The organism is Pseudarthrobacter enclensis, assembly GCF_030811655.1.
Classification (GTDB): Bacteria; Actinomycetota; Actinomycetes; order Actinomycetales; family Micrococcaceae; genus Arthrobacter; species Arthrobacter enclensis_A.
Genome location: NZ_JAUSRE010000034.1, coordinates 1 through 13,732, shown reverse-complemented (window position 1 = coordinate 13,732; position 13,732 = coordinate 1). Strand labels below are relative to the sequence as shown.

The following is a 13,732-nucleotide window of genomic DNA, read 5'->3' as shown; positions in this document are numbered from 1 at the left end:
CCCACAGGTAGGTCACGAAGTGGTCGCGGCGGGCTGAGTTAACCTTGTAGTTGGCAGTTTTCCGGTCCGCTCCCTTTCGGACCGCCCTGCCCAGTCCCGGAACAGTCCAACAGCCACCAGCCCAAGGAGAGTGCGTGCCCCGCTCCGCCAGGTCATCCGCTGACGCCATCAGCGCCCGGCTCCGGGACCTCGAACTCCTCACCAAGGGACCCGCGTGGGCCCTGACGCGCTCGGCGCCCTGGGTGATCGCGGTGCTCCAGGCGTCCTTTACCCGCACCCGTCCGCAGGTGCCGCTCGAGGAGTTCCACGCCGACGTCGACTCCTTCCTCGAGGAACTTCGGCGCCAGGATCCCGGGCTGGGAGGAGGGGCCAACGGCAAGGCATTCGGTGACGAATGGACCCGGCGGCAGTTCCTGACCCGTCGGAACCAGTCAGGGCAGATTGTCTACGAAGCCACCGAGCCCGCCGCACGCGTGCTTGCCTTCCTGGACAGCCTTTCCAGCGAGCGGTCCACCCTGAACGGCTCCCGCCTGGGCACCCTGCTGGGCGACGTGGAAAAGCTCGCCAACGAGACCAACCCGGACCAGAGTGCACGCCTCGAGGCCCTGGAAGAGGAGATCGAAGAGCGGCAGCAGCTCATCCAGGACATCAGCACCGGGGAGTTCGACGGCCTGCTTGACGACGACGAGGCCGTGGAGGCCGCCGGAAACATCCTGGACCTCGCCGCCAGCCTGCCTGCGGACTACAAGAAGATGCGTGACCGGATCGAGGAACTGGTGGGCGGGCTGCGCAACCAGATCATCGAAGAGTCGCTGACCAAGGGTGCCACCATGGCCCAGGTCCTTGAGGCCGACAAGCGGCTGCGTCAAAGCCCGGAGGGCCGCACGTTCCGGTCATTCACGGCGTTCCTGGAGGACCCACAGCAGCAGTTGAGGTTCCGCTCGGCCATCGGTGAGGTGCTGAGCCGCCAGTTTGCCGATGATCTTTCGCCCGAGGACCGGGAAACGCTGAAGAACCTGGTGGCTGAGCTCCGGCAGCAGCACAGCCAGATCCAGCGGATCTACGGCAAGCTCAGCGAAAGCCTCAACACGTATGTCCAGAGCGACGACTTCCGACAGTCCGTCCGGCTGCGGCAGGTTCTGCGCGAGGCGGAGCAGGCCATCCGGTCCCTCCCCTACGAGCGGGAACGCCCCGGCCTGGTGCCCGGCCCTGTTCTTTACAACGCCGGGTTCGAGTCACTGTCCATGGTGAAACTCTTCGATCCGGACGAGTTCGCGGCGCCGCCCCGCCTGGCGGACCCCATCGCCTTCACCGACTCCGACCGCGTGCGTTCGCCGAGGACGGGCAAGGCCAAACCGGCGGTGGTCCGGGCGGCCATGGCAGGAGCTGCAACGCTGGCCGACGCCTGGCAGCAGCTGCCGCCCGAAGAGCAGCACATCAACAGCATCCGCGCGCTGCTCTCCGAGGCCCTGCACCGGGGCGCGGACTTCAACCGCGGGGCCCTGGACGGCCTGGACTTCGAACAGATAGACGGTTCCACCCGCAGGGCCTACCTGCCCGTGGTCACGCTCGCAAAGGATTCAGATGACTGAGGAAATCACGACGCCGGTGGTTGGACCAGAACCGGTGGGTGAGCCCGTCGAAACCCGGATTTCGACAAGCTCAATCACCGGAGCAGTTACTCCCCGCGACACCTTTGTGGACGGCGCCGCCCTGTTCCCCGGCGATACCGGGGTGCTGCCCATGAAGGTGCGGCAGGCGCTGGTGAAACTCCTCAAAGGGCCCTACATCGACGGCGGCCGGGACGAGAAGTTGTGGACGGTGCTGCTGGACAACCAGCTGATCCTGCGCAGCCGGCTCTCGGAGCTGTTCCTGACCCTGCAGCTTGACCATGAGCGGAAGATCGCGGTCCTGCGTCCCGTTGACCCGGACGTGATCGGCGGCAGCACCAGGTCCAGCATCCTGCGCCAGCAGCGCGCCCTGAGCCGGGTGGAGACCATTGTGCTGCTCCGGCTGCGCCTGCTGCTGGACCGGCATGTCACGGCACAGACCGACCCCACCATCACCCGCGAGGAAATCACCGACCTCGTGGCGCACTACCAGCCGGCCGGCCAGCAGGATGCACTGCGCGACGCTGACGTGGTCACCCGCGCCATCACCAAGCTCCTGGCCCGCCAGCTCCTGCTCCCCACCGGACTGGACGAGGTGTACACCATCTCCAACGCGCTTCCCCTGGCCCTGCCGTTCGAAAACATCGGCGACATTCCTGCCCATATCGAGGCTTTGGTGGCGGCCGCGGCAGACGCAACGGGCACCGAGGCAATGCTGGACCTCGACGCCGGCCCGGCGGCTGGACCTGCGGATAGCGACGACGAGGACCCGGACGAAGCGGAGGCAGCCAAATGACGGTCGCGAGCATGTTGCCGTTAGGCGATGTGACCAACCCGGGGCAGATGCGCCTGGCCCTGGTGCAGGTGGTCAACTGGGGGACATTCCACGGCGCCCACACCATGCACGTGGACCGGAACGGCACACTGCTGACGGGCAACTCGGGCGTGGGCAAGTCGACGCTGTTCGATGCGATGCTGCGCGTTTTCGATGCCCGGCCCCGGTCCAACGAGGCGGCGGCGCAGCGTTCCGGCGGTGCGGTTGAAGACAAGCGCACAACGTTCACCTACATGCGCGGCAAGGTGGGTGACAAGGCCGTGGGCGAGGGCTCGGCGAGTGCTTTCCAGCGCCCGGGGGCCACCTGGTCCGCTGTCGCCCTGACGTTCGACAACGCCGCCGGCACGCGGGTGACGGTGTCCGCGCTGTTCGACTTGCCCAAGAACGGGACCGAGTCCAGCGTGGGCCGGTTCTACCTGATCGACAACGTCCCACTGGACCTCGAAGCCGTTGAAGGCATCGCTGACAAGCGCTTCACCAGAGGTGCGCTGGAGGCGCTCTTTCCGCACGCGCAGGTGTTCGACGTGCACAAGGCCTTCGCCGAGCGCTTCCGGCGACTGCTGGGGATCAGCTCGGACCAGGCGCTCCCCCTCCTGCGGGTCATCCAGGCGGGCAAGGGCCTCGGCGGCAGCGTCAATACCTTCTTCCGCGATCAGGTCCTCGACGCCCCGGCGACGCTTTCCGCCGCGGACGACGTGGTGGAGGAATTCAGCAACCTGATGTCCATCCGGCAGCGGCTGGAGGATGTCCGGCAACAGCGCGACCAGTTGGCACCGGTGCCGGGCCTGAACCGGGAGTACGCGCAGTCGCTGCTGGACGCGAACCGGCTACGGGAGCTGGTGGGCGGGGAGTTCGAGGCATACAAGCAGCAGCTCGCCGTCACGGTCCATCAGAAGACGCTGGCGCGGTTCAAGGAGCTGGCGCAGGCAAAAGCCAAGGAGCTCGGTGCCGAACGGGCGGTCCGCGATGGCCTGGCAAAGGAACTGCGGCAGCTGGAAACGGACTACAACAACCAGGGTGGCAACGCCATCTCGGCCATCGAGCAGTCGCTGGAGAACGCCCGCGTCGGCCTGAAGCTCCGCCAACAGGTTGAGGAGGCAGCCCAGCAGGCACTGGCCGACGCCGGACTGCAGCTTGAGTGGTCGGCTGAAGGCTGGGAGCAGGCGCACGAGCAGGCGGCGGCCAGGTCCGCCGAAATCAAGGATGATTCGCAGGCTCTCCAGGAGCTGCGGTTTGAGGCCTTTGACGCCCACGCCAGCCGGAAACGCGAGCTGGCGGCGGCTGAACAGGAACTCGTGTCACTGAAGACGCGCAAATCCCTGCTGCCGCCGTCGAGCATTGAAAACCGTGCCGCCATTGCCGCCGCCACCGGCATCCCCGAGGACCGGATGCCGTTCGCCGGCGAACTCATGGACCTCGCGGACGGGGAGGAACGGTGGCGCCCCGCTGCCGAACGCGCACTCCGCAGCCTGGCCACCACCTTGCTGGTGCCGGGCGAGCACTTCGCCGCCGTCACCCGCTACCTCAATGACCACAACGTCCGCGGTGCGCTGCGGGCAGTGGACGTGTCCAAGCCGCTGGCCGGCGGCGCGCTCGCGGTTGAAGATGTGCGCGACGGCGACCTGCTCACCAAGCTGGACATCCTCGCCAGCGGTGCCGCTGCCGAGGCGGGGGAGTGGGTCAGGGAGCGGATCGCCCTGGACTTCGCCTACCCCTGTGTGGAGGATCCGGACGAGCTGGCCGCATTGGACAAGGGCCTGAGCCTGGGCGGCGTGGTCAAGCGCAACCGGCACACGGTGGAAAAAGACGACCGTTTTACCAGCCGCCAGGATTACGTCCTGGGCTTCGACAACGCCGCCAAGCTGGAACTCGTGGCCGGCCAGGTGGAGGACCTCCGGCAGGAAGTGGCCAAGGCCGCCGAGCTGGCGCAGAGCCGCGAAGACTCCCACCAGGGCCTGAGCCGACAGCTCGATGCCCTGCGGCGGATCGCGGAAGACGACCGCCCCTGGGAACAGGTGTCTGCCGCCGTTGCCGCCGATGAGCTGACGCGGATCGAACAGCGGCTTAAGGACGCCCTGGCAGCGCAGGCGGACCTGGAACCGCTCCGCGCCACCATCGAGGAGGTCCGGCAAAAACACCAGTCCAGCACCGAGTCCGCCGCGGTCCTGCAAAGCGAATACAAGGCGCTCGACCGCCAGCTGACCGGTGCGGACGCGCTGCTGGAAGCCGCGCGCCACCGCCTTGCCGAGGCACCGCCGTCGGACGCCACAGTCGCAGCCCTGGAGCCGCACTTCGTGGAATTTGGCGACGTGACCGAAATGCACGAGCTGGACAACCTTGCCAACCGTGTGCGCACCGCCCTCCTGGGCGAGCTGCACGCCGCCGAGTCGCGGGGGCAGGCCACGGCCGAGCGGCTTACCCGGATCTTTGAAGGCTTCGTGCGGGAGTGGGGGAGCGCCATCTCGGCGGACCACGGCACCAGCATCGGCGCGGCCAGCGAATTCGAGGCCCGCTACCACGCGATCGTGAACGACGGCCTGCCCGCGCAGGAAGCTGAGTTCCGGCAGTTCTTCAACCAGCGCACGCACGAGTCCTTCAGCACCCTGCTGCACCTGCTGGACGAGGAACGCCGCTCCATCACCAGCCGTATCCTGCCGCTGAACGGCATCCTGTCGCAGGTGAACTTCCACGAGGGCAGCTACCTGGAACTGGACATCAAGCAGACACTGCCGCCCACGGCCAAGCAGTTCAAGGACGCCATCCAGAACGCGTTGAAGGCCCGCCACACGCGGCCGGTGAAGGCCGAAACCGGGCGACCCGACGGTTCAGGTCCGGACCCGGACGACGACGGTGAGCTCACCGCGCGCTACAAATCCTTGGAAACCCTGGTGAAGAGGCTCGGCTCCCAGGCGCCGGAGGACCGGCGCTGGCGGGCCGAGGTACTGGACGTGCGCGGGCACCTGTTCATCCAGTGCAAGGAGCACCGGGAGGTGACCGGTCCCCGTGGGGGCAGGAAGACCGAGGTGTTCATGCATGCGGATACCGGTTCCATGTCCGGCGGTGAGCGGCAGCGGTTCACGGCGTTCATCATGGCCGCGGCCCTGAGCTACCAGCTGGGCATTGCTGAACAGGGCTTCACCACCTACGGCACCGTAATGATGGACGAGGCCTTCGTGCTCGCGTCGGAGGAGTTCGCAGGTGCCGGGATCAAGGCGCTGCACGAATTCGGGTTCCAGCTGCTGCTGGCGGCCCCCGAAAACGTGATTGACCTGTCCCGGCACCTGGGTTCGGTCACGGAAATCCTCCGTGACCGGCGGACCAACCGCTCCGGCGTGCTCACCGCCCCCGTTATCCGGCCCCGTCCAGGGGAGGAAGGCGCCTGGCGGTCCGAGGCGAACCCGGTGGATATCGTCCTGCGGTAACCGGCCCTACCTGGACTGCGCCGCTATTTGGCCTGCACGCGGCCCAGGAACTGCGCGGTGCGTTCCTGCAGCCCCTGGATCTGGCGTTGCACCACGGCTGCGGGGTCCGGGTTGATCTCATTGACCGGCGGTTCCCTGCGGACGTTGCCGCAGCATACGAAGTCCGCGCAGATCAAGGTGCCGACGGTGTTGCCGTTGCGCCCGGACTGGCCAGACCGCCTGGCGACCCAAAGGAGGACGTCCTCCTTTGAGAACACATCGCGGCAGAGCTCGCACAGCACCGAGCGCTTCTTCCGGGCGCCGCCTTCGGGCGCCCTCAGCATGATGCCGGTGAGGCCCGTGGGTCCGGGAACCACCAGATAACCCCGCAGCGGCATCTTCTCATCGCGCCACCCCAGGAACTCCAGGCTGTCCCAGTCCAGGGAGTCGAAGTTTTTGGGCAGTGTCAGCTTCGCGGCTTCTGAGCGGCTGGCGTTGACGAAGGACGAACGGATTTGCTGAGGCGTGACTGATTGCATGGCTGAACTTTCGTGAAGGTGGGCAGCCCGGAGCCGGGCAAGGGGTAACGGGGGAGTCAGTCAGTCTCCGCGGAGCAGGCCAAAGCGGCCACCCCGCTCTCCATGGCAGCGGCGGCCCGGACGGCCTTTTGCATGCGCATCGTTTCCGTTGTCCTGTTCCTTGTTCAGCGTTCCGGTGGTTCTGCCGCCGGACCGGCAAGGCCATCCTGCCAAATTGGAAGTCAACTGTCCAAGGGGCCCCGTGGGGGTATCCACATCCCTTCGTCGCCGTTCCCCTGCAACGCCCCATCAGATCCTGCGCTCCAACCTCCAACGCCCCATCAGATCCTGCCCGTATTTTCGCAACGCCAGCTCACCTTTGGCCGCCAAAACCGAAACGCGCGCTCACTCGCTGTTCATCCCGGCGTCGTCCCTGCTTTTCCTTGGCCCGTTAGGTTGAGGCAGTGGTGCCTGAATCCTTGCTTCCTGACTCCGGGCGGCGGGTGTTTGTTGCCCTCGGTGACTCGTTTACCGAGGGTGTGGGGGACCGGGATGAGCGGCTGCCCAACGGGGTGCGCGGGTGGGCGGACCGGGTCGCGGAGAAACTTGCCAAGGCGCAGCCCGGGTGGAGGTACGCCAACCTGGCCATCCGGAGCAAGCGGCTGCGGCACATCATCGACGAGCAGCTGGCGCCCGCGCTGCGGATGCGGCCTACGCTGGTCACCCTCTACGCTGGCGGCAACGACATCCTGGACCTGAAGACGGACATGCCCGCGCTCATGGCGGACTACGAACAGCTCGTTGCGGAACTCGCCGCGACGGGGGCCACCATGGTGCTTTTCACCGGGTTCGACGTCAAAGTGTCTGCGCTGCTTGAACCGCTGAAGAAGCGCAACACGTATTACAACCAACGGGTGCGGGAGATCGCGGACACTCACGGTGCCGTGCTGGTGGACTACTGGTGTTTGGACGCCTTCCACGACCGCCGGATGTGGGACTCTGACCGGCTCCACATGTCCAAGGCGGGGCACAAGTACCTTGCCGGGCAGGTGCTGGACCAATTAGGGGTGCCGCACAAAATCAAGCCGAAGGACTGGGAAGTGCCGCCCAGGATGACCCTGCGGGAATGGGAACGGCGCCAGCGGCGCTGGGTCCACGACTGGGTCCTGCCGCTGTTCGGCCGTAAGCTGCGCGGCGTCACCCTGGGGGACACCCTCACTCCCCGCTGGCCGGAGCCGGTGAAGGTGCCCCGAAAAGGCGGGTTGAAGAAGCTGGCGGCGGAAAGGTCCGACGGCGGGACCGAGCCTTAAGGGGCAGGCTGGGGAGGGGTGTCCAGCAGGTTTTCAAACCCCGGCGCCACCCGGCCGGCGTGGAACTCCAGCACCTCGAAGTCGGCCACGCCGTTGGTGTAGAAAGGGTCCTGCGCCAGGCTGGCATCCAGGGTTTCCCGTTCAGCCTGCGACAGCAGCAACCCTCCGGTACGGGGGATCTTGCGGCCGGCAGCGATGAAGACGCCGTCGTCGAACGCCTTCTGCAGCCAGGCAATGTGTGCGTCGTTGTGGAAGTCGACGATCTCCTGGGGCACGCGGTAGGTGAGCGACACAACATACATGGGGCAAGCCTACTGGGGCCGGGCGGGCTACTTGAAAGATCAATCATAGAATGGGGCGCATGACCGAACCCCGCTGGCTCACCGCCGACGAACGCCGTGCCTGGCTGGCGCTGGTGAGCATCAACACGCTGCTGCCTGCGGCCCTCGACACCAGGCTCCACGCTGCGGGGAAGCTGTCCCTCTTCGATTACACCGTTCTGGCCATGCTCTCCGAAGCCGAGGACCGGTTCCTGCCCATGAGCGAACTCGCTGCCCGCAGCAGCGCCTCCCTGTCCCGCCTCTCGCACGTGGTCACCAAGCTGCAGAAGCGCGGGTGGGTGGAACGCCGCCCGCACCCCTCGGACGCGCGGGTCACCACGGCCCACCTGACCGATGAAGGCATGGCCACCATTGTGGGCCTGGCCCCGGCGCATGTCGAGGACGTGCGCGACCTGTTCCTTGACGCCCTGACCGAGCAGGAAGTTCTGGACCTGGCCCGGATCGGGGAAAAGGTAGTGGGACGGCTGGACAAGGACCACTGGATCCTGCGGGAAACCAAAAGCTGACCCGCTGATTGGTTGCTTCCGGCAACGGGTGGCAAACTAACCGCATGGATTTTACTTCCCGGTTCGTGGCCCTCGGCGATTCCTTCACCGAAGGCGTGGGTGACGATGACCCCTCACGCCCCAATGGCGTCCGCGGCTGGGCGGACCGGGTGGCCGAACAGCTCTGCGCCGCCGACCCGGAGTTCGGCTACGCCAACCTGGCCATCCGCGGCAGGAAACTCCGGCAAATCCTGGCCGAGCAGGTGGACGCCGCCGTCGAACTTAATCCCACCCTGGTGACCATCTACGCCGGCGCCAATGACATCCTGCGTCCCCGCGTGGACATTGACGATCTGCTGGTGGAATACAACGACGCCGTCGGGAAGCTCGCCGCCACCGGTGCTGCCGTGGTGATGTTTACGGGTTTCGACGCCCGGGGGTCCAAGGTCTTCGGCACCATGCGCGGCCGCACCGCCATCTACAACGAACTGGTCCGCGGAATCGCCGGGGACCACGGCGCGCTGCTGGTGGATTACTGGCGCTTCAGCGAGTACTACGACTGGGGCATGTGGGCGCACGACAGGATGCACATGTCCGCAGCCGGCCACGCCAACATGGCCAAGCGCGTGCTTGAGGTCCTCAAATACGAGCACTCCATCGATGTCCCGCCCATGACCCCGGTGCCGGAACTGAGCGGCGCCGAAGCCATCCGCGCCAACGCGCAGTGGTTCCGTGAGTACGCCGCGCCGTGGGTGGTCCGCCGTGTCACCGGCAAGTCATCCGGGGACAACCTGCAGCCAAGGTATCCGCAGCTCACCCGCCTCTAGCGGCAGCGCCGCCAAGGCCATCAGGCCGGTTGAAAGGCCGGCGTCGCCAGCATCGAGCCGTCGGCACGGATGGCCAGCACCGCGACGTCCCAGTTGTCGGCGGCCCGGTCCAGCATCCGCGTTCCGCCGGCAACAATCGCCGTGGCCAGGACATCGGCGGTGACGATATCCGTGGCGGCCACCGTGACCTGGACAAACTCGGCGCTGTTTCCCACCCGCCAAATGTGCTCACCGCGTTCAGCAGAGCCCGAGGTGGCGATCGCGCGGTGCGGGCTGTTGCCGCTCAGCGCATAGCCGGTGATCAGGGTGCGCCGGTCCGCTGGGTCCACGATTCCGGCCTTCCACGCTTCACGTCTGCCGGGCGTTGGTGAGCCGCTGACCAGCACATCGCCACCTGCATTGAGGCACCAATCGCGCCGCCCCAAGGCCAGGAGCGAGGTTCCCGCCTCCCGGATGGCGTGGCCCTTGATAATCCCGGACAGGTCCAGCACGCCGTCGGGCCTTTCGGGGGTGAACGCGCCCTCGGTTCGCAGGCGCCATTCGTGCGCCTCGGCGTACCGCTCGCGCATCCCCGCCGAGGCCTGGGACAGCTTCAGCTCACCACGGGCCAGCCTGCTCGCCTCCGAATCGGGCCTGTACAGGCTGAAGGTTTCGTCCAGGTCCCGGAAAAGAAGTTCGACGACGGCGGTTGCGGCAGCGAGCTCGTCGAGCCCCGCGTGCCCTTCCGCCGGGTTGCCCACCGGAAGCGTCAGGCCGATGACCGTTCCCATGCATTCAAAAGTGCGGGCCTTGAGGACGGTGCCCCCGGTGCCCGGCAGGGGGTCAGAGATTCGCTGCATCGAGGGCTGCCTGGAGTGAGGTCAGGTATGCGTCGCTGGTGATGGTGGCGCCGCTGACGGTCTGGACATTTGCTGACTGCGCGGCCAGGACCTTGCTGCGAAGCAGGGGGGCCGCGCGGTTGCTGATCTGCATGGACTTGCCGTCCGAATTGGTCAGCTGGAGTGCCGTGACATCGGTGATCTTGCCGTTTGCCACCGTGATTTGAACCTGGACCGGACCAAAACGCGTCTGCACGGTGCTGCCCTTATAGGTGCCCGAGGCAGAGGACTTAGAGGAACCGGAGGACCCTGAGGAGCTGGACGAACCCGACGCCCCCGCGGACCCGGTGGATCCGGACGCACCCGTGCCGGACGAACCTGTGCCGGATGGCCCCGGGCCGGTGGCACCCGTGGTGCCTGTCGCCGTCGTACTTGATGCGACGGTACTGATGCCGTTGACCTGGGTGCCTGTCTGCCAACCAGCCAGGAGGATCCCGGCGGAGGCCAAAGCTGCTGCGGCTGTTCCGCGTAATTTCACCAGTCAAACCTTTCGTGATGGATCTGTTCCCCGGGGACGCCGGCTTTCCCGGCATCCGCTATGACGTTGGCCGCCCACGCTGCGGGACCGCAGACGTAGACGTCCGCATCCCTGATGTCCGGCACGTAGGAGGTAAGGCTGTAGCCGTTGCGCACCGAGTCTTCGGGGAGCCAGGCCGAGTGGCCATGGGCCCGCGGACCGGTGAGGTGGAAGAGCCTGACCCCGCGGGACTGGCAGAGGTCAAGGATTTCGCTGCCCAGGTAAAGCTCCTGCTCCGTGCGCCCGCGGAGCAGGACCGTGGCCTCGCCGGGGGCAAACGGGGTGGTTTCCAGCAGCGCCCGCAGGGGGGTGATGCCGATGCCTGCGCCGATCATCACCACCTTGTTCTTCGTCCGGGCGGCCGTGCTGAGCAGGCCGTAAGGGCCTTCCAGGGCCACCTTGGTGCCTTTCCGCAGCCGGAGAAGCTGGGCGGAGCCGCTGCCAAGGTTGCGGACGGTCACCCGCAGCGTCCCCTGGCCGTCGGGACCATTGAAAACAGGCTCTGCGGACAGGCTGAAGGGGTGGGGGTGCCACCACATGCCCGGGGCCAGGAAGCGCCAGATGAAGAAACGGCCGCCCGTCCCAGCCAGCTGGTCCAGCTTCCGGCCCCGCATCACGATGTTCACCACGCCCGGCGCCACAGCCTCCACCCGGGACACGGTGAGCTGGTGCCGCGCCGTGGCCAGCACCGGCTCCAGGATGCGGAAGTACACCAGGGCGCTGCCGGTGTAGATGCAGATGGCCAGCCAGTACCAGCGCTGCCAGGTGCCGGCCGCAAAGAGGCCGCCCACGCTGAACTGGTGCGGGATTGATGTTGCGACCGCCGCGTAGGTCAGCAGATGCACTACGTACCAGAACTCGTAGGGGAAACGACGGCGGACAGCCACCAGGGACGTCACGACGACGGCGATAAACAGCGCCATGGACACGAAGGCCAGCCACATATCGGGGACCTGAACCCACAGGTTGACGGCCTCGCTGACAGGGTCCAGCCCCTCGGCCATGCCGTATCCGATGACGAGCAGGAGGCCGTGTGCCAGGAGGAGGTAGACGGAGGGCTTGCCCAGCTTGCCGTGGAACTCGAGGGCACGGTCGTGGCCGATGGTGCGGTCGATGAACGGAATCCTTGCGGCCAGGAGCAGCATGAGCAGGACCAGGTCCATGCCCGCCAGCCCGGCCACGATCCCCGCAGCCGTGAACAGGGAGGCGGGGGAAGTAATGTTGGTGGCACCGCCGTCGGCAAGCCACAGTGCGATGGCAGCGGCAACGGAGGCCCACGCAATGACGGTAAGCAGGTCCGTCCGCAGCATGCGCTGCCGGTACTGGCCGGCGAACCAGCCGCGGGGCGGTCTTTTCCCGGGGGAAAGCTCCGGGCGGCCGGAGCTGCTTGCGGCCGGTGATGCCGGCAGGAGCTGTGTGTTCATGCATCTAAAGATGCGGGGGGAAGCTATGTCCCTGCTGTGAATAGGGGACAGCCCAACCTGTGCCTTTGCGCCCACCGCGGCCTCTTATACACCCGATTGGTCTTTAATTGCGTCAACTCGTAGACTTGGTAGGCGCTAAGTGCGCGGAGCGTGCGCAATTGCTCCGGTTGCCCGGTAATTTTCTCCAGGGTGGCCGGTAGTTAGGGGCTCAAGTTGCGTAACTAACCGTTGCCCGTACATTCTGTGGGTCGCACTTGGCAGCATGGTCCAGCAGCAGATATGCGGATCATTACTTTCAATTCTTGAGGAGAAGTCATGGCAGCACACTGCCAAGTGACCGGGGCCGAGCCGGGCTTTGGGCACAGCATTTCGCACTCGCACCGCCGCAACAAGCGTCGGTTCGATCCGAACATCCAGAAGAAGCGCTACTGGGTTCCGTCCCTGCGCCGTAACGTCACCCTGCAGGTTTCTGCACGTGGCATCAAGACCATCGACGTGCGCGGTATCGACGCAGTCGTCGCCGACATTCTGGCTCGTGGGGTGAAGCTCTAGTGGCTAAGGACAAGGACGTACGTCCCATCATCAAGCTCAAGTCGACCGCGGGCACGGGTTACACCTATGTAACCCGCAAGAACCGTCGTAACGACCCGGACCGCATGGTCCTGAAGAAGTACGACCCCAAGATCCGCCAGCACGTCGAATTCCGAGAGGAGCGCTAAACATGGCTAAGAAGTCTAAGATTGCTCGCAACGAGCAGCGCAAGGTCATCGTTGAGCGTTACGCTGCCAAGCGCCTCGAACTGAAGAAGACCCTGGTTGACGAAAACGCAACTGACGAAGCACGCGAAGCAGCCCGCCTGGGCCTGCAGAAGCTGCCCCGCAACGCGTCCCCGATCCGTCTGCGTAACCGCGACATCATCGACGGCCGCCCCCGTGGCACCTTCCAGAAGTTCGGCATCTCCCGTGTTCGTTTCCGCGACATGGCACACAGGGGCGAACTCCCGGGCATCACCAAGTCATCCTGGTAATTCAGCACCGCTGATTCCAGCTGCTTGAGAAGGGCCGGCAACCTTAGGGTTGCCGGCCCTTCTGCGTTTAACCCACCCGGTAGTCGGTGGTTGAGCCTGTCGAAACCCGTGTGCGGCAGCACACAGGGCGGAATGACGACGCCGGTAGGCTGCCTGGGTACCCGGCCCCGGGTTTCGCCGCGGAATCCCGGGGATTTCCAGCCCCGGGAGGGCCGGTTTGCGGTGGGGGCGGGGTGCGTGTATTGTTTTCTAAGTCGCCGCGGGGGAGACAGTGAAGAACTGTTCACCGGGTGGCCAAAAACCCCCAAATCAAAGCCATTGTCTGGTTGCTCTTTAGGGCGCTGGAAAAGGGTTGGGGCGGTCTTCTTGCCGGTGGGAATCCTGAATGATGGATTTGCGTCGGGGCGGGGGATCGGGTAAGTTTGAAAAGTTGCTCCGGAGCGATCCTGAACGTTGGTTTGGGTGGTGCCGGGTGTGTCTGTTGTTTGAGAACTCAATAGTGTGCCAAGTTTGTTGATACCGATTATGTATGTAATTGGTTGAATTTGCCGAATCGTGC

Annotated in this window: 14 protein-coding genes; 9 read left to right on the top strand and 5 right to left on the bottom strand. The window is 65.8% G+C overall.

Annotation, left to right across the window (positions count from 1 at the left end; all coding sequences use genetic code 11):
- Positions 1 to 134: 134 nt before the first annotated feature.
- The 3 genes from J2X98_RS21120 to J2X98_RS21110 are packed head-to-tail and all read left to right on the top strand — an operon-like array spanning position 135 to position 5,867.
- Complete coding sequence (locus J2X98_RS21120) at positions 135 to 1,592, top strand: DUF3375 family protein (protein WP_307312176.1); 1,458 nt, start codon at positions 135 to 137, stop codon at positions 1,590 to 1,592.
- Complete coding sequence (locus tag J2X98_RS21115; protein WP_307312173.1) at positions 1,585 to 2,406, top strand: DUF4194 domain-containing protein; 822 nt, start codon at positions 1,585 to 1,587, stop codon at positions 2,404 to 2,406. Before J2X98_RS21120 ends, J2X98_RS21115 begins: the two co-directional genes overlap by 8 nt.
- A complete protein-coding gene (locus J2X98_RS21110) occupies positions 2,403 to 5,867 on the top strand; it encodes an ATP-binding protein (RefSeq protein ID WP_307312171.1) in 3,465 nt (1,154 codons plus the stop codon). Before J2X98_RS21115 ends, J2X98_RS21110 begins: the two co-directional genes overlap by 4 nt.
- 23 nt (positions 5,868 to 5,890) lie before the next feature.
- On the opposite strand, the gene J2X98_RS21105 is transcribed toward J2X98_RS21110, so the two are convergent.
- On the bottom strand, positions 5,891 to 6,385 hold the full coding sequence (locus J2X98_RS21105) for an FBP domain-containing protein (protein WP_307312169.1): 495 nt from the start codon (positions 6,383 to 6,385) through the stop codon (positions 5,891 to 5,893).
- A 443-nt stretch (positions 6,386 to 6,828) separates the two neighbouring features.
- On the opposite strand from J2X98_RS21105, the gene J2X98_RS21100 reads away from it, so the two are divergent.
- On the top strand, positions 6,829 to 7,674 hold the full coding sequence (locus J2X98_RS21100; RefSeq protein WP_307312166.1) for an SGNH/GDSL hydrolase family protein: 846 nt from the start codon (positions 6,829 to 6,831) through the stop codon (positions 7,672 to 7,674).
- Here J2X98_RS21100 and J2X98_RS21095 read toward each other — a convergent pair.
- Positions 7,671 to 7,976: a YciI family protein gene (locus tag J2X98_RS21095; protein WP_307312164.1), complete on the bottom strand. Its 306-nt coding sequence runs from the start codon at positions 7,974 to 7,976 to the stop codon at positions 7,671 to 7,673. The two genes, J2X98_RS21100 and J2X98_RS21095, sit on opposite strands and share 4 nt — an antisense overlap.
- Positions 7,977 to 8,035: 59 nt before the next feature.
- On the opposite strand from J2X98_RS21095, the gene J2X98_RS21090 reads away from it, so the two are divergent.
- Together J2X98_RS21090 and J2X98_RS21085 are read left to right on the top strand one after the other, a co-directional pair.
- Positions 8,036 to 8,521, top strand: coding sequence for a MarR family winged helix-turn-helix transcriptional regulator (locus tag J2X98_RS21090; RefSeq protein ID WP_141945136.1), 486 nt, complete (start codon positions 8,036 to 8,038; stop codon positions 8,519 to 8,521).
- A 44-nt stretch (positions 8,522 to 8,565) separates the two neighbouring features.
- The gene (locus tag J2X98_RS21085; protein ID WP_141945138.1) at positions 8,566 to 9,327 is read left to right on the top strand and encodes an SGNH/GDSL hydrolase family protein; all 762 of its coding nucleotides are present in this window, start codon (positions 8,566 to 8,568) and stop codon (positions 9,325 to 9,327) included.
- A 20-nt stretch (positions 9,328 to 9,347) separates the two neighbouring features.
- Here the strand turns inward: J2X98_RS21085 and J2X98_RS21080 are convergent, their stop codons facing one another.
- The 3 genes from J2X98_RS21080 to J2X98_RS21070 are packed head-to-tail and all read right to left on the bottom strand — an operon-like array spanning position 9,348 to position 12,146.
- Positions 9,348 to 10,166 (bottom strand): FAD:protein FMN transferase, encoded by an 819-nt coding sequence (locus J2X98_RS21080; protein ID WP_307312160.1) that lies wholly within the window; start codon positions 10,164 to 10,166, stop codon positions 9,348 to 9,350.
- Positions 10,150 to 10,683, bottom strand: a complete 534-nt coding sequence (locus tag J2X98_RS21075; protein WP_307312158.1) for an FMN-binding protein — start codon at positions 10,681 to 10,683, stop codon at positions 10,150 to 10,152. The genes J2X98_RS21080 and J2X98_RS21075 overlap by 17 nt, the downstream gene beginning before the upstream one ends.
- A complete protein-coding gene (locus tag J2X98_RS21070) occupies positions 10,680 to 12,146 on the bottom strand; it encodes a ferredoxin reductase family protein (RefSeq protein WP_307312156.1) in 1,467 nt (488 codons plus the stop codon). Before J2X98_RS21070 ends, J2X98_RS21075 begins: the two co-directional genes overlap by 4 nt.
- A 315-nt stretch (positions 12,147 to 12,461) precedes the next feature.
- On the opposite strand from J2X98_RS21070, the gene rpmB reads away from it, so the two are divergent.
- From rpmB to rpsN, 3 genes are read left to right on the top strand one after another with little or no spacing between them, the layout of a single operon-like run.
- Positions 12,462 to 12,698, top strand: coding sequence for a 50S ribosomal protein L28 (gene rpmB / locus J2X98_RS21065; protein WP_018763944.1), 237 nt, complete (start codon positions 12,462 to 12,464; stop codon positions 12,696 to 12,698).
- Positions 12,698 to 12,865, top strand: coding sequence for a 50S ribosomal protein L33 (gene rpmG, locus J2X98_RS21060; RefSeq protein WP_013602737.1), 168 nt, complete (start codon positions 12,698 to 12,700; stop codon positions 12,863 to 12,865). The genes rpmB and rpmG overlap by 1 nt, the downstream gene beginning before the upstream one ends.
- A 2-nt stretch (positions 12,866 to 12,867) precedes the next feature.
- A complete protein-coding gene (gene rpsN / locus J2X98_RS21055; protein ID WP_015938870.1) occupies positions 12,868 to 13,173 on the top strand; it encodes a 30S ribosomal protein S14 in 306 nt (101 codons plus the stop codon).
- The last annotated feature ends 559 nt before the right edge of the window (positions 13,174 to 13,732 follow it).